General features: G+C 64.5%; 21 protein-coding genes. 10 read left to right on the forward strand and 11 right to left on the reverse strand.

What is annotated here, in order from left to right; translation table 11 throughout:
* Nucleotides 1–163 precede the first annotated feature (163 nt).
* The 3 genes from fdxA to ASC75_RS11300 form a co-directional block, all read right to left on the reverse strand.
* Complete coding sequence (gene fdxA / locus ASC75_RS11290; RefSeq protein ID WP_055974648.1) at nt 164–502, reverse strand: ferredoxin FdxA; 339 nt, start codon at nt 500–502, stop codon at nt 164–166.
* Nucleotides 503–649: 147 nt separating this feature from the next.
* Nucleotides 650–1,033, reverse strand: a complete 384-nt coding sequence (locus tag ASC75_RS11295; protein WP_055974651.1) for an RNA-binding S4 domain-containing protein — start codon at nt 1,031–1,033, stop codon at nt 650–652.
* A 5-nt stretch (nt 1,034–1,038) separates the two neighbouring features.
* On the reverse strand, nt 1,039–4,287 hold the full coding sequence (locus ASC75_RS11300) for a helicase-related protein (protein ID WP_055974654.1): 3,249 nt from the start codon (nt 4,285–4,287) through the stop codon (nt 1,039–1,041).
* A gap of 739 nt (nt 4,288–5,026) precedes the next feature.
* Here ASC75_RS11300 and aqpZ point away from each other — a divergent pair.
* Nucleotides 5,027–5,716 carry an aquaporin Z gene (gene aqpZ / locus ASC75_RS11305; protein WP_055974657.1) on the forward strand — a complete coding sequence of 230 codons (690 nt, stop codon included), beginning with the start codon at nt 5,027–5,029 and terminating at the stop codon, nt 5,714–5,716.
* A gap of 69 nt (nt 5,717–5,785) precedes the next feature.
* Here the strand turns inward: aqpZ and ASC75_RS11310 are convergent, their stop codons facing one another.
* Nucleotides 5,786–6,508, reverse strand: coding sequence for a beta-ketoacyl-ACP reductase (locus ASC75_RS11310; protein WP_055974660.1), 723 nt, complete (start codon nt 6,506–6,508; stop codon nt 5,786–5,788).
* Between the two features lie 97 nt (nt 6,509–6,605).
* Complete coding sequence (locus ASC75_RS11315; RefSeq protein WP_055974663.1) at nt 6,606–7,790, reverse strand: acetyl-CoA C-acetyltransferase; 1,185 nt, start codon at nt 7,788–7,790, stop codon at nt 6,606–6,608.
* On the opposite strand from ASC75_RS11315, the gene ASC75_RS25970 reads away from it, so the two are divergent.
* From ASC75_RS25970 to ASC75_RS11325, 3 genes are all read left to right on the forward strand, one after another.
* On the forward strand, nt 7,771–8,097 hold the full coding sequence (locus ASC75_RS25970; protein ID WP_156381203.1) for a hypothetical protein: 327 nt from the start codon (nt 7,771–7,773) through the stop codon (nt 8,095–8,097). The two genes, ASC75_RS11315 and ASC75_RS25970, sit on opposite strands and share 20 nt — an antisense overlap.
* Nucleotides 8,087–8,689 (forward strand): polyhydroxyalkanoate synthesis repressor PhaR, encoded by a 603-nt coding sequence (gene phaR / locus ASC75_RS11320; protein ID WP_055975448.1) that lies wholly within the window; start codon nt 8,087–8,089, stop codon nt 8,687–8,689. The genes ASC75_RS25970 and phaR overlap by 11 nt, the downstream gene beginning before the upstream one ends.
* A gap of 154 nt (nt 8,690–8,843) precedes the next feature.
* Nucleotides 8,844–9,272: a heme-binding protein gene (locus ASC75_RS11325; protein ID WP_055974666.1), complete on the forward strand. Its 429-nt coding sequence runs from the start codon at nt 8,844–8,846 to the stop codon at nt 9,270–9,272.
* Nucleotides 9,273–9,304: 32 nt separating this feature from the next.
* On the opposite strand, the gene ASC75_RS11330 is transcribed toward ASC75_RS11325, so the two are convergent.
* The 3 genes from ASC75_RS11330 to mtgA form a co-directional block, all read right to left on the reverse strand.
* Nucleotides 9,305–9,718: a hypothetical protein gene (locus ASC75_RS11330; protein WP_055974670.1), complete on the reverse strand. Its 414-nt coding sequence runs from the start codon at nt 9,716–9,718 to the stop codon at nt 9,305–9,307.
* Between the two features lie 170 nt (nt 9,719–9,888).
* Nucleotides 9,889–10,071, reverse strand: coding sequence for a 50S ribosomal protein L32 (gene rpmF / locus ASC75_RS11335; protein WP_008834724.1), 183 nt, complete (start codon nt 10,069–10,071; stop codon nt 9,889–9,891).
* A gap of 156 nt (nt 10,072–10,227) precedes the next feature.
* Entirely contained in the window at nt 10,228–10,938 is a 711-nt protein-coding gene (mtgA, locus tag ASC75_RS11340; protein WP_055975451.1) for a monofunctional biosynthetic peptidoglycan transglycosylase, read from the reverse strand.
* Nucleotides 10,939–11,066: 128 nt separating this feature from the next.
* Between mtgA and ASC75_RS11345 the strand changes: the two genes are divergently transcribed.
* From ASC75_RS11345 to ASC75_RS11360, 4 genes are all read left to right on the forward strand, one after another.
* Nucleotides 11,067–11,984 (forward strand): polyprenyl synthetase family protein, encoded by a 918-nt coding sequence (locus ASC75_RS11345; RefSeq protein WP_055974672.1) that lies wholly within the window; start codon nt 11,067–11,069, stop codon nt 11,982–11,984.
* Between the two features lie 118 nt (nt 11,985–12,102).
* Nucleotides 12,103–14,433 carry a response regulator gene (locus tag ASC75_RS11350; protein WP_055974676.1) on the forward strand — a complete coding sequence of 777 codons (2,331 nt, stop codon included), beginning with the start codon at nt 12,103–12,105 and terminating at the stop codon, nt 14,431–14,433.
* 162 nt (nt 14,434–14,595) lie between these two features.
* On the forward strand, nt 14,596–14,769 hold the full coding sequence (locus ASC75_RS11355) for a hypothetical protein (RefSeq protein ID WP_156381204.1): 174 nt from the start codon (nt 14,596–14,598) through the stop codon (nt 14,767–14,769).
* A 9-nt stretch (nt 14,770–14,778) separates the two neighbouring features.
* Nucleotides 14,779–15,246, forward strand: a complete 468-nt coding sequence (locus tag ASC75_RS11360; protein WP_055974682.1) for a PTS sugar transporter subunit IIA — start codon at nt 14,779–14,781, stop codon at nt 15,244–15,246.
* A 6-nt stretch (nt 15,247–15,252) separates the two neighbouring features.
* Here ASC75_RS11360 and ASC75_RS11365 read toward each other — a convergent pair whose 3' ends face one another.
* From ASC75_RS11365 to ASC75_RS11375, 3 genes are all read right to left on the reverse strand, one after another.
* Nucleotides 15,253–16,095, reverse strand: a complete 843-nt coding sequence (locus ASC75_RS11365) for a lytic transglycosylase domain-containing protein (protein ID WP_244487812.1) — start codon at nt 16,093–16,095, stop codon at nt 15,253–15,255.
* Between the two features lie 14 nt (nt 16,096–16,109).
* Nucleotides 16,110–17,360, reverse strand: coding sequence for a flavodoxin-dependent (E)-4-hydroxy-3-methylbut-2-enyl-diphosphate synthase (gene ispG, locus ASC75_RS11370; RefSeq protein ID WP_055974689.1), 1,251 nt, complete (start codon nt 17,358–17,360; stop codon nt 16,110–16,112).
* A gap of 101 nt (nt 17,361–17,461) precedes the next feature.
* Nucleotides 17,462–18,211, reverse strand: coding sequence for a class I SAM-dependent methyltransferase (locus ASC75_RS11375; protein WP_200943450.1), 750 nt, complete (start codon nt 18,209–18,211; stop codon nt 17,462–17,464).
* Nucleotides 18,212–18,316: 105 nt separating this feature from the next.
* Here ASC75_RS11375 and ASC75_RS11380 point away from each other — a divergent pair, with 105 nt between their 5' ends.
* The gene (locus ASC75_RS11380; RefSeq protein WP_055974695.1) at nt 18,317–18,910 is read left to right on the forward strand and encodes a hypothetical protein; all 594 of its coding nucleotides are present in this window, start codon (nt 18,317–18,319) and stop codon (nt 18,908–18,910) included.
* Nucleotides 18,911–19,031: 121 nt separating this feature from the next.
* Complete coding sequence (locus tag ASC75_RS11385; RefSeq protein WP_055974698.1) at nt 19,032–19,814, forward strand: 3-hydroxybutyrate dehydrogenase; 783 nt, start codon at nt 19,032–19,034, stop codon at nt 19,812–19,814.
* The last annotated feature ends 6 nt before the right edge of the window (nt 19,815–19,820 follow it).

The raw sequence follows: 19,820 nt of genomic DNA on the forward strand, positions 1-19,820 counted from the left end.
GGCTTCGCGCCATAGATCGACGTTGTGTCATCGGCATGTTGATCTAGCTCTAACACAAAAAGTCGGAAGAATCAAGGTTTTGCTGCATGCGCGAAGAGCGCACGGCGTCAAGTGCAGCCGGCGACGCGCAAAGCCACGATGCAGTGAGCTAGTATGGCAGCTTTCAGTTGCCTTCGCCGGGCGCCTCGGAGAAGTATTGCTCGAACTTGCCTTCAACGCCGTCGAATTCCTTGGCTTCGGGCAGCTCGTCTTTCTTGACGGTCAGGTTCGGCCACTTGCTGGCGTATTCGGTGTTGATCTTCAGCCATTTGTCGAGCCCCGGCTCGGTGTCGGGCTTGATCGCATCCGCCGGGCACTCGGGCTCGCAGACGCCGCAGTCGATGCATTCGTCGGGATGGATGACGAGCATGTTCTCGCCTTCATAGAAACAGTCGACCGGACACACCTCGACGCAGTCGGTGTACTTGCACTTGATGCAATTGTCGGTGACGACGTAGGTCATGAGGCAGGCTCCGGGACTTCCCGTATTTCATATCTTTCGGTGAGGTATCCCCTTTAAAGGGGTCTTGCAAGGGCGGCTATTCCGCGCGGGCGGCGCTTGGCGGAACGTAATTCTCAATGTGAGGGCGGAGCCTTCCGCGGCTTTGCGTCACTCGCTGCGCAGCCGGTCGGTGGCCCGCCTTTCCTTCTTGGTCGGGCGTCCGCTTCCGGCCTCGCGCACTGGCGGCAGGGCATCGGGCGGCGCCTGGTCCTTCGGTGTCGGAACGGGCGACAGGTCCTCGTAGAGCTTGCGAGCCTCTTCAGCCGGCCCGCGCCGCTCGCCAGGAAGCAGAATCTTGTAGACCAGGATGCGACGGTCGAGCGTGATGGTCAGCACGTCGCCCGACTTGACGATGTCCGAAGCCTGGCCGAGCTTCTGGCCGTTGTTCCTAACACCGCCACCCTGCACCAGCTTGGCTGCAAGCGAACGCGATTTGACCGCGCGCGAGAAGAACAGCCACTTGTCGATGCGCTGTCTTCCCTCGCCGGCCAAAGGAGCTACTTCTTGAGCTGGTCGCGCAGCGCGGCGAGCTTGGCAAAGGGCGAATCGGGATCGATGCGCACCGGACGCTCTTCGCGTGGCTTTTGCTGGAACGCCGGCTTGCCCTTGAAGCCATTGCGGTCGCCCCCATGCTTCTCGCCCTGCGGGCGCTCACCGCGGCCACGATTCTCGTGGCGCTCGCCCTGCGGCTTGCCGCCGGGCTTGCGATCGAAGCGCGGACGACCGCCATCGCGGCCTTCGCCACCTTCGCGTCCACGGTTGCCCTCGCCCTGACGGCCCGCCGGAGCGCCGGCTGCGCGCGGTTCGCGCTGCCCGCCACGCGGACGGTTGTCCTGGCGATGGCGCGGACGCTGCTCGAAGCGGCCCTGGCGCCACAACAGGATGGGCTTGGGCTCTTCCGCAGGTTCGGATGCTTCCGCGGCAGCGACTTCGGCCGGTGCGACGGCAGCGACTGGGACTTCGACGGGCGCGTCTGCAACCATCGGGATGTCGGCAGTGGCTGCCTCGGGCTCGGCTGCCGCGGCGGCTTCCGCCGCTGGCTCAGCCACCACTTCGGCAACGGACTCGGCAACGTCCTCGACCTGTTCGGCAACGGCTTCCGGTGCCTGTCCGGCATCCGAAGCCTGCACGGCATCGGCGGCGGCTTCGGCAAAGGCCTCCGTCGAAACCTCGGTGGCTTCGCCGCTGTCGGTTGCTGCAGCCGCTGCGGCCTTGGTGGCCATCGCCTGCGCTGCAGCTTCGCGCGCGGCGGTGTCGATCGTTTCGAGCTTTTCCTTGACCTCGACAGCCGGCTTGGGTTCGGCGCGATAACCGAGGCCCTTGAGGATTTCTTCCATGTCGTCGCCGGTGGCGCCGAGGATTGACATCATCTGCGGCGTGACGATGAACGCGCTGCCGTCATAGGCGCCCTCAGGCCGGGCGCCGGTGCCCTGCTTCCAGGCAAGCGCCGGGCGGATGAGGTCGGCGAGACGCTCGAGGATGTCGACACGCACGGCGCGGCGGCCGAGGTTGCGGAAGCCGGCAAGCTTGTAGAACGTCTTGTCGAAGGCCTGGTCGATGACCACCGAGGTGCGGCCAGCCGCCAGCGCATGGACGACATCGCCGAAGCCCGGCTTGTCCTTGCCGTCGTTCTTGAGCGCCCACAGCAGCGTCACCAGACCGGCGGGCGCGGGCTTGATCAGTGCCGGGACAAAGACGTGATAGGCGCCGAAGCGCACGCCGAGGCGGCGAAGTGCGGCGCGGCCTTCCTGGTCGAGCGACTTCACGTCCTCGGCGATGTCGCGGCGATTGATCAGGCCGAAATTCTCGACCAGCTGGAAGGCGATGCCACGGCCGATGCCGGACAGCTGCTCCGCAGCCTTGAGATCGACCAGCGGCTTGAGCAGCGACTCGACCTGGAAATTGACGAAGCGCTCGGCGCGCGCGGCGACCTTGTCGCGGGACGGGCCGGTCAGCTGTTCGTCGGCCAACAGCACGACGCGCGGCTTCAGCGCATCCTCGCCTTCGACCAGCGTGCCGATGGGCGCGCCGATCCAGCGCAGCACGCCGTCCGAGCCAAGCGCGATGTCACCATTGGGCGACGTCGCGAAACGTTCGGCGCGTGTGTCGAATTCGGTTGCAAGCGCCTTCTGCGCTGCCGTGCGCACGGCCTTGGCGTCTTCTCCGCCCGCGCTCTGGTCGGCGGTGAAACGGAACCCTTGCAGTTCGCCGACATGGTGGCCCTCGACGAGGACGGTTCCGGACGGGCTGATTTCGGCTTCAAGCATAGTGTTTTCTCTAAGGCGGCGCATGAGGACGGAAGTCCTGCGGTCTACAAAGCGTTTCGTCAACCGCTCATGCAGTGCATCCGACAATCTGTCTTCGATGTCGCGCGTTTTTTCTTGCCAGTGTGCCGGATCGGCAAGCCAGCCAGGGCGGTTTGAGACGAATGTCCAGGTCCGGATCTGTGCGATCCGATGTGAAAGCGTGTCGATGTCGCCCTCGGTGGAATCGGCACGGCGCACCTGTTCGGCCATGTAGGTCTCGTCGACATGGCCGCGCCGGGCGAGATCGTCATACATCGAAGCGATCAGGTCGGCGTGCTGGGCCGGTGCGATCCTGCGGTAGTCGGGCAGCGCGCAGGTTTCCCACAACAGGGCGACACGCTCGCGATTGGTGGCGAGCGACCGGATGTTTTCATCGCGCGACAGATGGTCGAGCGCCTGGGCGTCGACAGCCGGCAAAGCGCGCGTCAGGCCCTCGACCGGCGCCACGGTGTCGATCGAGCGCTTGAGCGTATCGAGGCTGGCGAAATCGAAACTAGCCGTGCGCCACTGCAGCACCTTGACCGGCTCGAAGTCATGACCCTCGATCTTTTCGATCAGCTCGTCCTCGAACGGATCGACCTGGCCGGTGACGCCGAAGGTCCCGTCGCGCAAATGGCGCCCGGCACGGCCGGCGATCTGGCCGAGCTCGGCGGCGGTGAGCTGCCGATACTGGTAGCCGTCGAACTTGCGGTTCTGGGCAAAGGCGACGTGGTCGACATCGAGATTGAGGCCCATGCCGATGGCATCGGTGGCGATCAGGTAGTCGACGTCGCCGTTCTGGTAGAGCTCGACCTGGGCATTACGGGTGCGCGGGCTGAGCGCGCCGAGCACCACCGCTGCACCACCCTGCTGCCGGCGGATGAGCTCGGCGATGCCGTAAACCTCGTCGGCGGAGAAGGCGACGATGGCCGAGCGCCGCGGCAGCCGCGTCAGCTTCTTGGAACCGGCATAGGCGAGATGCGACAGCCGTGGCCGGGTGACCACCGACACACCCTTCAACAGCTTCTGCAGGATGCCGTGCATGGTGGCGGCACCGAGAAGCAGTGTTTCCTGCTTGCCGCGCAGATGCAGTATGCGGTCGGTAAAGATGTGGCCGCGCTCGAGGTCGCCGGCAAGCTGGACCTCGTCGATGGCGACGAAGGCGGCATCCGTCTGGCGCGGCATGGCCTCGACGGTGCAGACCGAATACCTGGCGCCGGCAGGCAGGATCTTCTCTTCGCCGGTGACCAGCGCCACCTTGTGGGCGCCGACCTTCTCGCAGAGCCGGCCATAGACCTCGCGGGCGAGCAGCCTTAGCGGCAGGCCGATGATGCCGCTTTCATGCGCGACCATGCGCTCGATGGCGAGATGGGTCTTGCCGGTATTGGTTGGCCCCAGAACCGCCGTGACATCGCGGCCTGACAGGATCAGCGGGTCGTTCTGCCTGGAGTGAACATTCATACTGGAACTGCCCTCGGCGCCGGGACAGCCCGGCGTTGCGCCGCCTGTCGCGACGAGTGGACACATAGGGATTTGCAAGCCGAAGCGAAAGCGGAATGTTCCAGATTTAAGAGTTGGAACGAGTCTGGAACGAATCAGCGACGAATCACTGACTCCAGCTGATTCAGGTTTTGTTCACCCCAACATATTGATGCCGGCCCTGCAAGCCGCACCACATGCAGAATCTGTAAAGTGGCCCGTTTCCTGCTTTCGCCACCCCTCCGTTAACCTTTGCCGGCCAAGCGAAGATAGCTGCGCGTCAACCGAGTGCAAAATAATGAATTTGTTGACCTTTCCTAGCACCGGGTTAACAGCCGGAGCTGCCGGAAGCAGCATTTCGTTAAGATTTGAACCAAATGCGGAACGAACAGGCGACGAATCACTGTCCGGGCAGATTTCCCGGTTTGTTCACCACTAGATGTAGTGCCGGGTCAGTTTCTCCACCTATTATCCACAGCCTGTGCACAGAACACTCCACAGCACCTTGATCGCCGCATTAACCTTTGCGTGCCATCTAGGCACACCCGTGCTTCAGCGAAAATACCTGTGATTGCATTACGTTAAGGGAACCACACCCGTTGCACCCGGGAGCGGAGCGTGTCTCCATTGCGGCGTTGAGTCTGCGCGGCGGGGGATGCCCAGGCGGGGCCTCCGGAAAATGCGGCGCACCACGCAGGCGCACGATATCGGAGGGAATATCATGTCCAAACGTCTGTTCGCCGAATTCCTCGGCACATTCTGGCTCGTCTTCGGGGGCTGCGGCAGCGCTGTCCTGGCTGCAGCGTTCCCCGAACTGGGTATCGGTTTCTCCGGCGTTGCGTTGGCGTTCGGCCTCACGGTGCTGACTATGGCCTATGCGGTCGGCGGCATTTCCGGGGGGCATTTCAATCCAGCTGTCTCGGTCGGCCTGATGATGGCCGGGCGTTTCGAAGCCAAGGACCTGGTCCCCTACGTCATCGCCCAGCTGATCGGCGCGGTCGCGGCTTCGACGGTGCTGTACCTCATCGTCAGCGGCAAGGCTGATTTCGCCGGCATCGGCGGCTTTGCCACCAACGGCTATGGCGACGCCTCGCCGGGCAAATTCGGCCTGTCCTCTGCGTTGATCATCGAGGTCGTGCTGACCTTCATGTTCCTGATGATCATCCTCGGCTCGACCAGCGAGCGCGTTCCGGCCGGCTTTGCACCGATCGCCATCGGCCTCGCCCTGACGCTGATCCACCTGATCTCGATCCCGGTCACCAACACGTCGGTCAATCCGGCGCGTTCGACCGGCCCGGCGCTGTTCGTCGGCGGCGTCGCCCTGCAGCAGCTCTGGCTGTTCTGGGTCGCCCCGATCGTCGGCGCAGCCATTGCCGGCATCGCCCACAAGTCATTATTCGGCGACAAGTAGCCGATCCATCGCCAAGAACGGAAACGGCGCCTCGCGGCGCCGTTTTCTTTGTCGGATAGAAGCCGCCGATCAGGCGAAATACTGGCCGCCATTGGCCGACAGCGTCGCGCCGGTGACGAAGCCAGACTCTTCGGAGGCCAGGAACACCACGCAACGCGCGATCTCCTCCGGCTCGCCGAGACGGCCGACCGGAATCTGGGCGATGATCGATTCACGCACCTTCTCGGGAACCGCCATAACCATTTCGGTTGCGATGTAGCCGGGGCAGATGACGTTGACGGTGATGCCGGCGCGTGCGCCTTCCTGGGCCAGCGCCTTGGTGAAGCCGATGTCGCCGGCTTTCGACGCGGAGTAGTTGGCCTGGCCGGCCTGGCCCTTCTGGCCGTTGATCGAGGAAATGGTGATGACGCGGCCGAATTTGCGGTCGCGCATGCCGCTCCACAATGGATGGGTCATGTTGAAGGCACCGTTCAGGTTGGTGTCGATGACCTCCTTCCACTGCTCGCGCGTCATCTTGTGAAACATCGAGTCGCGCGTGATGCCGGCATTGTTGACCAGCACCGAAACCGGGCCGAGATCGGCCTCGACCTGCTTTATGCCGGCTTCGCAGGCGTCGTAGTCGGCGACCGACCATTTGTAGACCGGGATGCCCGTCTCGGCCTTGAACTTCTGCGCGGCCTCGTCGTTGCCGGCATAGTTGGCGGCAACCTTGTAGCCTGCGTTCTTCAGCGCGACCGAAATCGCGGCACCGATGCCGCGCGATCCGCCCGTGACGAGTGCAACCTTGCTCATGCGATTCCCCTTTTCTGCTGCTTTGTAGCCTGCCTTCACGCCAGGCTTTAGAGGCAAAAAGGGCGGCACATTGGCCGCCCTTGTCTTGTTTTCCGAGTTACATCGCCTCGACGCACATCGCGACGCCCATGCCGCCGCCGATGCACAGGGTCGCGAGACCCTTCTTCGCGCTGCGTCGCCGCATTTCATGAACCAGCGTGTTGAAGACGCGGGCACCGGAAGCGCCGACCGGATGGCCGATGGCGATGGCGCCGCCATTGACGTTGACGATCGCCGGATCCCAGCCCATGTCCTTGTTGACCGCGCAGGCCTGTGCCGCGAACGCCTCGTTGGCCTCGACGAGGTCGAGGTCGCCGACCGACCAGCCGGCCTTTTCAAGCGCCTTGCGCGAAGCCGGGATCGGGCCCGTGCCCATGATCTGCGGGTCGACGCCGGCGGTTGCCCACGAGACGATGCGGACCAGCGGGGTGAGGCCGCGGCGCACGGCTTCGGCTTCGGTCATCAGCACGACCGCGGCAGCGCCGTCATTGATGCCGGAAGCGTTGCCGGCGGTGACGGTGCCTTCCTTGTCGAAGGCCGGGCGCAGCTTGGCAATCGAATCCAGCGTCGCGCCATGGCGGATGTATTCGTCCTGGTCAACGATGGTGTCGCCCTTCTTGCCCTTGATGGTGACGGGCACGATCTCGTCGGCAAAACGGCCGGCCTTCTGGGCGGCTTCGGCCTTGTTCTGCGAGGCGACCGCGAACTGGTCCTGCTCGTCGCGCGTCAGCTGCCACTGGCGGGCGACGTTCTCGGCGGTGTTGCCCATGTGGTAGCCGTAGAAGGCGTCGGTCAGGCCGTCCTTGATCATCGTATCGATCATCTTGAAGTCGCCCATCTTCACGCCGCCACGCAAGTGCTGGCAGTGCGGTGCCATGGACATCGATTCCTGGCCGCCGGCGACGATGATCTTGGCGTCGCCCACGGCGATCTGCTGCATGCCGATGGCGATGGTGCGCAGGCCGGAACCGCAAAGCTGGTTGAGGCCCCAGGCGGTCGCTTCCTGCGGCACGCCTGCAGCCATGGCCGCCTGGCGGGCCGGGTTCTGGCCGGCACCGGCAGAAAGGATCTGCCCGAGGATGACTTCGTCAACCTCCTTGGGGTCGACGCCGGCCCGGGCCAGAACTTCCCTGACGGCGATGGCGCCCAATTCGTGCGCCGGGGTGTTGGCGAAGGCACCGTTGAAAGAGCCGACCGGCGTACGGGCGGCGCTGGCGACGACGATGGAGGACGAGGCGGACATGTTTCTCTCCAGACTTCGTGAGGCGAAATGGTTTATGCGCGTCGAAAACATTGGCAGTCACGACTTTTCTTGCCCGTTCCAGGACCCGAGTCAAACCGGAAAATCGCCTGCCGACGCATGCTGCGGCCACGTTTCAGAAAATGCTGCGCAGCATTTTTTTGCCGGCTTGGGCCGGTTCGGGATTCTTGCACTGCACAAATTACTTGGATTTGCCGTTGCTTTGCGCTTATCCTCATCACCGGCGAAATGTTACCGGCTGCTTACATGGCATACCGGTCTTCCGGGGGAGGATGCTGATGCCTGCTAAAGATGCGCCAATCGTCATAAAGAAATACGCCAACCGGCGGCTCTACAACACCGGCACGAGTACTTATGTGACGCTCGAAGACTTGGCCGAGATGGTCAAGAAGGGCGAAGAATTCACAGTACAGGATGCCAAGACCGGCGAAGACATCACCCATCCTGTACTGACGCAGATCATCTTCGAACTGGAGAACAAGGACGGCCAGAACATGCTGCCGATCCCGTTCTTGCGGCAGTTGATCTCTTTCTACGGCGACCAGATGCAGATGGTCGTGCCGAGCTTCCTCGAACAGTCGATGCTTGCCTTCTCGAAGGAACAGGAGCGTTTCCGCGAGCAGATGAAGTCGACCTTCGGCAAGACGCCGATGGACGTGATGAAGGGCGCGACCCCGATGAAGGCGCTCGAGGAGCAGACGCGCCGCAACATGGAATTGTTCCAGAACGCGATGCGCATGTTCACGCCCTTCCCCGCTCAAGGCGCCGGCCCCGCTCCCGCCGAACCCGCCAGGAAAGACGCACCGGAAAAGCCGGACGAGCTGAAGGAGCTCAAGGAACAGCTTGCCGCGATGCAGCGCAAGATCGACTCGATGGGATGACACCCGGACCGCCTTGGCGGATCGAACGCCCGCCGGACGTTTCAAGCCGCGCCCGGCCCCTACCCTTTGGGCGAGAGATTTTCAACCTGACGCAGGGTTTTGCTCGGCCGTCCAAGCGTGTTTGCTAGGCGCTCAACAATGGAGGACCCTGCAAATGACCGAACTGACGCTGGCCAAGGCCAACGCCATCATCGCCACCGCGTTCGAACTGGGCGGCAAGAACAACTTCAAGCCGCTCGGCATCGCCGTGCTTGACGCCGGCGGCCACCTGCTGGCCTTCCAGCGCCAGGACGGCTCTCCGTTCATCCGCGCCGAAGTCGCCTCGGGCAAAGCTTATGGCGCGCTGGCAGTAGGGTCGAGCTCGCGTGCACTCGGCGTCGCCGCCGTCGAGCGGCCGCATTTCTTCCAGGGGCTTTCTGCCGTCTCAGGCGGCAAGATCGTGCCGGTACCGGGCGGCGTGCTCATCCGCAACAGGGATGGCGCCGTGCTCGGCGCGGTCGGCATTTCGGGCGATACGTCGGACAATGACGAACTGGCCGCGATGGCCGGCATCGAAAGCGCCGGCTTCGTCGCGAAAGTCTGACCTGACGCGCGTCCCCCCATGGGGGCGCGCCTCTACTCGCGACCGAAAGTGACGTCGCGACCGGCGGAACGAAGGGAAACCGAGAAGCCCGCCAGCACATCCAGCAACGCGATGACCATCAGGGTGAAGAACACCGGGTGCGCGGCCCCGCGCACCAGCAGGAACTCGACCAGGAACGCGACGAAGACGAAGGTCGACAGCAGATGGTCGACCACCGACGCGTTGGTCGTGCGCGTCGACTTGACGATCTCGACGAACAGCAGCAGCAATCCGACGACGACCAGCAGGTTGCCCAGCGTCAGCGTGAAGACGCCGCCAGACATCATGTTGAGCGACAGGATCTCCCCCGCCCACGGATCGCCATTGACGCCGCTGCCGAACAGGCCGGCGAGGCCGACGTTGAACAGGATGAAAGGGATGATCAGAAGAGGAATGCCCGCGAGCATGGACCGGTCTCCGCGTTGCGCCGGCATCTTCTAGAATCCCCGAACGCCCTGGCGTCAAGAGATTTCAGCACCGTCCGGACACGCAAAAAGAAAGGACCGGCTTGAGCCGGTCCTTTCTTGATAGACGTGCTGGGGAAAAGCGGATTGGCTTTTCCCCGGGGAAAGCTGTCTCAGCTTTCCTTCGGCGTCAGAACCTGGCGACCGCGGTACATGCCGGTCTTCAGGTCGATGTGATGCGGGCGGCGCATCTCGCCGGAATTCTTGTCCTCGACATAGGTCGGGGCCTTGAGCGCGTCGGCCGAGCGGCGCATGCCGCGCTTGGACGGGGAGGTTTTTCGTTTCGGAACAGCCATGGAAATACTCCACCAATCGGTCAAATGACCCCGACCGCCCTCGTGAAAGGGCCGCATCCGGGGCCGGAATCTGAGAAAGTTGGCGAGGCTATACACGGCGAGACGGAACTTGACCAGCCCGAAGCGACTCTTTTTTCGGTCCCGGCCTGCGTCATCCTAGTTCAGGCACTGGACATAGGCACCGGCCTTGCCGGCCCGGCGCTCGATGACCGTCGCCAGTCGCCGCAGTCCGGGGCCGGGCTTGGCCGGGTTGCGTGCCGCGGGATTGGGCAAGGTCACCGCAAGCAGCGCCGCCTGGCGGCGGGAAAGCTCGCTCGCCGGCTTGCCGAAGTAGTGCTGCGAGGCGGCCTCGATGCCATAGATGTTGGGTCCCCATTCGGCGATGTTGAGATAGATCTCCATGATGCGCCGCTTCGGCACCAGCGCGTCGAAATAGATCGCCAGCGGCAGCTCGACCACCTTGCGCAGGAAGGAGCGGCCGTTCCACAGGAACAGGTTCTTCACCGTCTGCATCGGAATGGTCGAGGCACCGCGGGTCGCCTCGCCGTCCAGGGCATCGCTGATGACGCCCTTGAGTTCGCCCAGGTCGACGCCGCGATGGCTGCAGAACTGCCCGTCCTCCGACATGATGACCGAATGCGCCAGCACCGGCGCGATGTCGTCGAGCGCCACCCATTGCCGGTCGTACCCTTGGAGGGTGACGAGGTCCTTGATCATCAAGGTGGAGATAGGACGAACGACGGGCGGCATGTAGAGGACGGTCAGCACGACCGGCAGCGCGGCCATGATGGCAACGGTCAGCACGCCGAGCCGCACCCAGCGGCGCAGGCCTCCACGCGAGAAGATCCCGCGTCGTGCAGCTGCCATGTCCAGCCTTTCGGTTTCCGGCTCTATGATCGGTTCCGCCAACCCGTCCGCCCTTGCCTCTCAGCCTTTCGGCATAAAGGCGCTTGGCTTCTTGCGCAACGTCTGACTGTCGGCTACCGCTCGCCGCCATGACGAACGACAGCCATATCCTGTTCGAAACCGCCCTTCGCATACGCGCCGACGCCGTCGAGGCCGAGCTCCGGCTTCTGCTCGACGAACGCATCCTGCCCGGCGAGATCGCGCGGCCCGGACATCTGATGGCCGCCATGCGCCACGGCGCACTCAATGGCGGCAAGCGGCTGAGGCCATTCCTGGTGCTGGAGAGTGCGGCGCTGTTCGACGCCGACGCAGAGGCAGCACTGCGCGTCGCAACCGCGCTCGAATGCGTGCACTGCTACTCGTTGATCCACGACGACCTGCCGGCGATGGACGACGACGACCTGCGCCGGGGCCTGCCGACCGTGCACAAGGCCTTCGACGAGGCGACCGCCATCCTGGCCGGCGACGGCCTCCTGACCCACGCCTTCGACATCATCGCCGACGAGGCCACGCCGCTGCCGGCGGAACGCCGGGCAGCGCTGGTGCTGGCGCTGGCGCGCGCCGCCGGCCCGGGCGGCATGGTCGGCGGCCAGGCGCTCGACCTCGACGCCGAGCGCAACAAGCCCGACGAAGCCGGCATCATCCGCCTGCAGGCGATGAAGACCGGCGCGCTGATCCGCTTCGCCTGCGAGGCCGGCGCCATCATTGCCGGCGCATCCGTTGCCGACCGCGAAAGGCTGTCCGAGTTCGGCTCGGCGATCGGCCTTGCCTTCCAACTCGCCGACGACCTGCTCGACCTCACCGCCGATGCTGAAACCATGGGCAAGGCGACCGGCAAGGATGCGGCCGCAGGCAAGGCGACGCTGGTATCGCTGCACGGCGCCGACTGGGCACGATCGCAGCTGTCCGGCCTGGTCAGTCAGGCCCATGCCTTGCTCGAACCCTTCGGCGAACGCGCAATCATGCTCAAGGCCGCAGCAAGTTTCGTCGCCGAACGCAACAGCTGACCCGGCAACGGTTCTTGAGGAACTACTTAAATACCCGGTTTTGGCGGGTCAGAAACTCTTAATGTTAATGGTGTCTATTCCGGCTCTGTAAAATTGTGCGTATGTGTTGGGGTTGCGCATGCCGGAGCACTCGTCGTTCATCCGTTCGGTACGGATCAGATATCTTTCGGGCCTGCTGATCTTCGCGCTCACCTCCATGGCCGTGATGATGGCCTTCAGCCAGGGCAACGCTTACCGCCGCGACGTCGATGCCATCGCCACCGAGCTCCTGTCGTTCACCCGCGACCTGCGCAACGCCACCAACTTCGCCGAAACCACGACCACTGCCTGGCGCCCCGAAACCCGCGACGCGCTGGCGGCTGCCGGGCGCAACCATGCGGCACGGCTCGAAGCCGGTATCGACAGCCTGACCGGCGCCATCAATGCGGTACGGCCAAGGCTGGCCCAAAGCTCGTTGCGCGAGATCGACAGCGCCTCGGTCAATGGCGACTTGTTTTGGTCGGCACGCGATATCGCCAGCAATCTCGGCGCCTTGGCGACGGCCCAGAGCCCCGACGAATGGAGCTATCGCGAGATCCGCAACCAGAACGACCTGTTCGCCCAGCCGATGCTGCTGCGCGCCAGCGGTGCGATGGAAAAGGAACGCCGCTTTGCCGAGACCCGCAGCGACAGGCTGCTGATGACCGCGGCCGCACTGCTGATGCTGGTCATCGGCGGTGTCGCGGTCTGGGTTTTCCGGCCGATGGAACACGCCATCCGCAAGGCATTTTCCGAAAGCGCCGAGTCGCTGTCGAAGGCGGAGGCCGCCGACCGCGCCAAGTCGGAATTCCTCGCCAACATGAGCCACGAGATTCGCACGCCAATGAACGGCGTTCTCGGCATGGCCGAACTGTTGGCGCGAACCGACCTGACCCCGCGACAGAGGACCTTCACCGATGTCATCGTCAAGTCGGGCAACGCGCTGCTCACCATCATCAACGACGTGCTCGACTTCTCCAAGATCAACGCCGGCCAGCTGACGCTCGACCCCGCCCCGTTCCATCTCGGCGAAGCGGTCGAGGACGTCGCGACACTGATCTCGGCGCGCGTCGCAGAGAAGAACCTCGAACTCATCGTCCGCATCGACCCCGGCCTGCCGACGCATGTGACAGGCGACGTCGGCCGCTTCCGGCAGATCATCACCAACATGGTCGGCAACGCGGTGAAGTTCACCGAGCGCGGTCACGTCCTGGTCGACGTCTCCGGCGAACTTGTCGGCGAAACGGTGGCGCTGAAGGTGCGCGTCGAAGACACCGGCATCGGCATTCCCGCCGACAAGCTGCAGAGCGTGTTCGAGAAGTTCGCCCAGGTCGACGGCAGTTCGACCCGCCGCCACGAAGGCACCGGCCTCGGCCTTGCCATCGCCGCCCGCCTCGTCGACCTGATGAGCGGCCATATCGGCGTCGAGAGCGAGCTCGGCAAGGGCTCGGTATTCTGGTTCACCGCCCTGCTGCCGCTCTACGAGGCGCAGCAGGCGAGCAGTGGCGTGCCTGTCGATGTCACCGGCGCACGCGTGCTGGTCATCGACGACAACCCGGTCAATCGCGAGATCCTGCTCGAGCAGCTCAAGAGCTGGGGCTTCGACTGCGCCGCCGCCGAAAGCGGCGCCATCGGCCTTGCTTTTCTCGACCGTGCCGCCCAGCTCGGCGCCAGCGTCGATTGCATCATTCTCGATTACCAGATGCCGGGCATGAACGGCGCCGACGTCGCCAAGGCGATCGCCGCAGACAGCCGCACGGCCTCCATTCCCGTGGTGCTGCTGACCTCGGTCGACCAGGTCGATTTTGGCCGCATGGTGCTCGATTTCGGGATCGCCGCGCATTTGACCAAGCCGGCGCGCTCGGCCGTGCTGCTCGGCACGGTAATTGCCGCGGTGCAGAAGGCGCGCTCGCAGGCGGGCCGCACCGAGTTCGTGCGCGAACCCATCCGCCAGGCGCCGCCGGCCTTCACCGTCATCCGCGGCCCGGCGCCGGCGCCGCTCACCCAGCCCGAACCGACACCACTGCAGAATGGCGGGCTCGACGTGCTGGTGGCCGAGGACAACGAGGTCAACCAGCTGGTCTTCGGCCAGATCCTCTCCGGCCTGGGCCTCAGCCACCGCATCGCCGGCAACGGCCGCACGGCGGTGGAGATGTACCGTACCTTCAAGCCGAAGCTGATCCTGATGGATGTCTCGATGCCGGAGTTGAACGGCTACGAGGCGACACGCGCCATCCGCGCCGAGGAAGCGGCCAACGGCACCCGCACGCCGATCATCGGCGTGACCGCCCATGCGCTGAAGGGCGACCGCGAGAAATGCCTCGACGCCGGCATGGACGACTACCTGCCCAAGCCGGTGTCCCCGGACAAGCTCGGCGCCAAGATCGGCACCTGGCTGAGCGAGAGCGCCGAGCTTGTGCAGTCGGCCTGACGAGCAGATCGACCGGCGTGGGCTGCCGCGCCTATATGACTTTCCTATTTCTTGGGGCGTTGGCCTCTCTCGAATCCTGATGCTGCGGCTTCTAGCTTCCTGAGCATGCCCGGACGTCGGCAATTCCTGCCGCGCCGGCGCAAGCAACAAGGGAAGACCGAGATGCTTCGCACCCACATTCCAGACAGGTTCGCCAGCTCCGACATTGCCGACACGACCAGGCCACAGGCCAAGCCCGTCACCGGCCAGACCGAGCCTTTCATGTTCACCCGCCTGTTCTTCGTCACCGGCGTGCTGCTCGGCGCACTGGCGCTGGCTGCCATGCTGTCCAGCTGACCGCCGGCCATGAATATCTCCGACGTCCTGCAGCCCGACGACGTCATTCTTGGCCTTCAGGCCGAGGGCAAGACGAGGCTCCTCAAGGAAATGGCCCGGCACGCCGCAGCGCGCACCGGCGTCAGCGCCGCCGAAATCACCACAGCGCTGTCGTCACGCGAAAAGCTCGGCTCCACCGGACTGGGACAGGGCATTGCCATTCCGCATGCAAAGCTGCGCGGCCTGCAGCGACCGTTCGGAGCCTTTGTCCGGCTGGCAACGCCCTGCGATTTCGAGGCCATCGACGACCAGGACGTCGATATCGTCCTACTCCTGCTTTTGCCGGAAGCAGCACCGCCGGAATATCTCAATCTGCTGTCGAGGATCGCTCGGATGCTGCGCGAGCCCGGCCTGGTGGCAAAACTCCGCCAGGAAAACGATGCGGCCGTCATTCATCATCGTCTGCTCGCCACCGAGCGAACGCCATCAGCCGCGTGACGCGCTTCAGCGGTTCCTGACGACGAGGCAGGAACCGCCGGCGCCGCGCAGCTTCTGGCAAATGACCGCGGCCTCGCCGCGATCGTCGGCGCCGATGCGGACAGTATAGATGCCGCGGCGGCCGATCGGCGTCCGCACCCGGCTGACGACGGGATCATGTGACGAAAGCAGCGCCGGGAAGCGCCTTTCGAGGCGCTGCCACTGCTTGATGGCGGCCGAGCGCCGGAAATTGCCGGCGACCTGGATGCCCCAGGGCTTCACATGCACGTTCGCCATGGCCACCGTTGCCGACATGATGACCGGCAAATTGCGGCAGGCGACGAGGAACGCCATTTTCGAATCGAGCGGCCGGTTGGTGCCGGCATAGGTCTTGTCCGAAAAATTGTCTGCCGGCTCCCCCATGATGTCGAGCACGTAGTCCTCGGTTTCGAGCGGCAGGAAACCGCCCGACGCCAGCCAGCGGGTGACGCGGTTTTCCCCCGCATTGTAGGCCGCGGCCGCCAGTCCGAGATTGCCGAAGCCCGACTTGAGTTCTCCGAGATAGCGCGCCGAGGCGGGGATCGCCTGGTCCATGTCGAACGGATTTGCCAGGCCGCGCATGCGGGCGGTGCCGGGCATGAACTGGGCAATGCCCTCAGCGCCGGCCGGACTGACCGCGTTTGGATCGAAGCGGCTTTCCTTCCAGATCAGCCGGGCGAAGAATTCGCTGGGCAAGCCATGGCGCTTGGCATGGGTGTCGATCAGGTCGCAGACGCGGGCGACATGATCCTTCTTGCGCGAGCGCGGCGGGTCGGCGAGCGTTGGCGCGCACAGGGCCACGGTGACGAGGAAAGCCAGCGCTGTCCCCACCAGGCTCCGCATCGCTATTCGGCGGCTGCCCTGCCGCCGCCGAAGCGCCGGTCGATGTAGTCGGCAACCATCTTCTCGAAATCGGCGGCGATCGACGGCCCGCGCAGCGTCGCCGCCTTCTTGCCGTCGATGAAGACGGGCGCGGATGGCGTCTCGCCGGTGCCGGGCAGCGAGATGCCGATGTCGGCATGCTTGGATTCGCCGGGCCCGTTGACGATGCAGCCCATTACCGCGACCTTGAGTTCCTCGACGCCGGGGTATTTCTCGCGCCACACCGGCATGTTCTTGCGCAAGTCTTCCTGGATGGTCTGCGCCAGTTCCTGGAACACGGTCGAAGTGGTGCGCCCGCAGCCCGGGCAGGCCGCCACGATCGGCACGAACTGGCGGAAGCCCATCGTCTGGAGCAGTTCCTGCGACACCTGCACCTCGCGGGTGCGGTCGCCGTTCGGCTCGGGCGTCAGCGAGATGCGGATGGTGTCGCCGATGCCCTGCTGCAAGAGGATGCCCATGGCCGCCGAAGAGGCGACGATACCCTTGGAGCCCATGCCGGCCTCGGTCAGGCCGAGATGCAGCGCATGGTCAGAACGGGCGGCAAGCATGGTGTAGACGGCGATCAGGTCCTGCACCTGGCTGACCTTGGCCGACAGGATGATCTTGTCGCGCGGCAAGCCGATTTCCTCGGCGAGATCGGCCGAGATCAGCGCCGACTGCACGATCGCCTCGCGCATCACCTGGTTGGCGGTGAGCGGAGAACCCTTTTCCTGGTTCTCGTCCATCAGCCTGGTCAAGAGGTCCTGGTCGAGCGAACCCCAGTTGACGCCGATGCGCACCGGCTTGTCGTGGCGGATCGCCATCTCGACGATGTCGGCGAACTGCTTGTCCTTCTTGTCCTTGAAGCCGACATTGCCCGGATTGATGCGGTATTTCGCAAGCGCCTCGGCACAAGCCGGATGATCGGCCAGGAGCTTGTGGCCGATGTAGTGGAAGTCGCCGACCAGCGGCACGTCGATGCCGAGGCGGGCCAGCCTGTCGCGGATGTGCGGCACGGCGGCAGCGCTCTCGTCGCGGTCGACGGTGATGCGCACGATCTCGGAGCCGGCGCGGTGCAGGGCGGCCACCTGCGCGACAGTCTTGTCGATGTCGGCGGTGTCGGTGTTGGTCATCGACTGCACGACGACGGGTGCCTCGCCGCCGACGATCACGCCGCCGACGCTGACACCGACCGACTGGCGGCGGGGGAACGGAGAAGAAAAGTAGCCGGTCATCGGACGGCCTTTTTAAGCTCGAGGTATCAGCGCCTGAGGTGGCGCGCGCTGGTTGCGATGTCAATATCGCAGGAGGTCGCGCCCGCCAAGGGCGACGCTGTCTAGCCTGCGATCACGATGATTTCGGGGCTGTCGGCATGTAGGGGCGAGCGATCCCAATCGCCATACCAGTCGACGTTTGCGAAACCTGCACCGGCAAGCGCTTGCGCGAGTTGGTCGCGCTCGATGAAACGCAGCATGCTCGGCGTCACCACCCTGTCGCCATCGGCAAATCCGAAATGCGTCTCGTAACGGACGAGCTGGCCTTCGACCGAGGTCACGTCATAGTGCACGGCCACTGCCCCGAGGCCATCGACCTCCACCTGCTTGGACGTTTCCGCAGCCGTCCATTCTTGCCATTCGCGCGCCGCCGGATTGCGGGTCTCGAACGCCAGCCGGCCGTTCGGCGCGAGATGACGGCGCAGATTGCCGAGCATCGCAGCGATGGCATCGTCGGTCAGGAAAACCTGGAACACGTGACCGGTCATGACAACCAGGTCGAAGCGCGTTTCCGTCACAAGGCCCGCAGCATCGCTTGCGATCCAGTCGACCAGGTCGCCACCGGGTCGCGAACGGGCGATGGCCAGCATGCCGGCGGCCGGATCGGCACCGGTCACCTTGTGGCCGCGGCGCGCGAACTCGACGGCGAGCAGGCCGGTACCGCATCCCATGTCGAGAATGGTCCTTGGCCTCTCGCCGGCGACATCGAGATAGAAGTCGGTATCCCTGCCTGGAGGATTGAGGGCGTCATAGACGGAAGCAAGGCGCAGGTCGCTGTAGCTCTGGTCGGTCATGGCGCGATGAGTGGCCAACAGCACTGTCCTTGTCAACGAACATGGAGGACCGGTTCGACCTCGCCGACCGGCTTAACAGCAACGGCGATTGGGCTATGATGGGCCATTCCATTGGGGGATGCCATGCCGATGATGCTTCGCGGACCCGCACTGTCGCTCGCCCTTGCGGTGGGCCTGTTTGTCGCCGGACAGGCCCTTGCCCAGGCCATCGAGCCCGGCAAGGAGGGCGAGCTTGCCAATTTCATTCCGCCTCAGGCGGGCGCCCGCGCCTGCTTCAGCCGTGTCTACGATGCCGCGCATCTGAAGAGCCACCCGAAGCAGCAGGTGACGGAAATGCAGTTCCACATCGCCTACTACATACACGATCCGGACGAGTTCGCGCCCAAGGGCCAGCGCAACTACTACTTCCAGCTTCTGGCCAAGCTGCGCGACGCGCAACAGGGCAGGCCCCTGACCGCCATGGGTGAATGCAGGGCGACAAAGGACGGCAAGTCGATCTTCTGTGGCGTCGACTGCGACGGAGGCGGCGTGATCGTTAAGCGAAGCGGCGCCGACAAGGTGCTGGTCGATCTCGAGGCAATGGGACGCCTGCGCATGACGCTCGACTGCGGCGAGGATGAGGCCGATGCGTTCGAGCTGACGCCGGGCGCGGACGACAACCGTTTCCTGCTGTCGAAAATGCCTCAGGCCGAGTGCCCCGCCTACGACGACTGGTAGGGTTCCAAGGGCCGCTCGTCCCGCAATTTCACGAAACCGTGCTGCGGCAATGCTTTTATTGCGCCGCACAGCACGTATATGTTGCATCGCAATATAGGCATTCCGGAAGGACCCATTCGACATGACCACGACCAGAACCGCCATCGTCACCGGCTCGACCTCCGGCATCGGCCTCGCCATTGCCGAGGCTTTCGCCAGGGACGGCTTGAACGTCGTCCTCAACTCCTTCTCGGATACGCCAGCCGACCACGCGCTGGCGGAAAAGCTCGCCAAGGAACACAAGGCTGCTGTCGTCTACATCAAGGCCGACATGTCCAAGGGTGCGGAGTGCCGCGACCTCGTCGCCAAGGCAGCCGAACGCTTCGGCTCCGTCGACGTTCTGGTCAACAATGCCGGCATCCAGCATGTCGCGCCGGTCGACGAATTCCCGAGTGAAAAATGGGATGCGATCATCGCCATCAACCTGACCTCGGCATTCCACACGACTGCCGCAGCGATCCCCCTGATGAAGAAGGCCGGCGGCGGCCGCATTATCAACGTCGCCTCCGCCCACGGCCTTGTCGCCTCGGCCTACAAGTCGGCCTACGTCTCAGCCAAGCACGGCATCATGGGCCTGACCAAGACCGTCGCGCTCGAAGTCGCGCGGGAGAAGATCACCTGCAACGCCATCTGCCCCGGCTATGTGCTCACCCCTCTGGTCGAGGTCCAGATCCCGGACCAGATGAAGGCGCACAACATGGACCGCGAGACGGTGATCCGCGAGGTCATGCTCGACCGCCAGCCGACCAAGGAGTTCGCCACCGTGGAGCAGATCGCCGCGACGGCCGTCTTCCTCGCCTCGCCGGCGGCAGCCCAGGTAAACGGTACCCACATCTCCGTGGACGGCGGCTGGACAGCGCAGTGACGGGCA

The sequence above is a fragment of the Aminobacter sp. DSM 101952 genome (genome assembly GCF_001424795.1).
GTDB lineage: Bacteria > Pseudomonadota > Alphaproteobacteria > Rhizobiales > Rhizobiaceae > Aminobacter > Aminobacter aganoensis.

Bases quoted from the DNA above. Each gene is read 5' to 3' on its own strand.
- ASC75_RS11355 (WP_156381204.1), top strand. From the start codon at position 14,596: ATGCTTCGCACCCACATTCCAGACAGGTTCGCCAGCTCCGACATTGCC.
- ASC75_RS25970 (WP_156381203.1), top strand. From the start codon at position 7,771: ATGGAGGACGAGGCGGACATGTTTCTCTCCAGACTTCGTGAGGCGAAA.
- ASC75_RS11315 (WP_055974663.1), bottom strand. From the start codon at position 7,790: ATGTCCGCCTCGTCCTCCATCGTCGTCGCCAGCGCCGCCCGTACGCCG.
- mtgA (WP_055975451.1), bottom strand. From the start codon at position 10,938: ATGGCAGCTGCACGACGCGGGATCTTCTCGCGTGGAGGCCTGCGCCGC.
- ASC75_RS11300 (WP_055974654.1), bottom strand. From the start codon at position 4,287: ATGAATGTTCACTCCAGGCAGAACGACCCGCTGATCCTGTCAGGCCGC.
- fdxA (WP_055974648.1), bottom strand. From the start codon at position 502: ATGACCTACGTCGTCACCGACAATTGCATCAAGTGCAAGTACACCGAC.
- aqpZ (WP_055974657.1), top strand. From the start codon at position 5,027: ATGTCCAAACGTCTGTTCGCCGAATTCCTCGGCACATTCTGGCTCGTC.
- ASC75_RS11360 (WP_055974682.1), top strand. From the start codon at position 14,779: ATGAATATCTCCGACGTCCTGCAGCCCGACGACGTCATTCTTGGCCTT.
- ASC75_RS11325 (WP_055974666.1), top strand. From the start codon at position 8,844: ATGACCGAACTGACGCTGGCCAAGGCCAACGCCATCATCGCCACCGCG.
- ASC75_RS11350 (WP_055974676.1), top strand. From the start codon at position 12,103: ATGCCGGAGCACTCGTCGTTCATCCGTTCGGTACGGATCAGATATCTT.
- rpmF (WP_008834724.1), bottom strand. From the start codon at position 10,071: ATGGCTGTTCCGAAACGAAAAACCTCCCCGTCCAAGCGCGGCATGCGC.
- ispG (WP_055974689.1), bottom strand. From the start codon at position 17,360: ATGACCGGCTACTTTTCTTCTCCGTTCCCCCGCCGCCAGTCGGTCGGT.
- ASC75_RS11385 (WP_055974698.1), top strand. From the start codon at position 19,032: ATGACCACGACCAGAACCGCCATCGTCACCGGCTCGACCTCCGGCATC.
- ASC75_RS11330 (WP_055974670.1), bottom strand. From the start codon at position 9,718: ATGCTCGCGGGCATTCCTCTTCTGATCATCCCTTTCATCCTGTTCAAC.
- ASC75_RS11345 (WP_055974672.1), top strand. From the start codon at position 11,067: ATGACGAACGACAGCCATATCCTGTTCGAAACCGCCCTTCGCATACGC.
- ASC75_RS11310 (WP_055974660.1), bottom strand. From the start codon at position 6,508: ATGAGCAAGGTTGCACTCGTCACGGGCGGATCGCGCGGCATCGGTGCC.
- phaR (WP_055975448.1), top strand. From the start codon at position 8,087: ATGCCTGCTAAAGATGCGCCAATCGTCATAAAGAAATACGCCAACCGG.
- ASC75_RS11380 (WP_055974695.1), top strand. From the start codon at position 18,317: ATGCCGATGATGCTTCGCGGACCCGCACTGTCGCTCGCCCTTGCGGTG.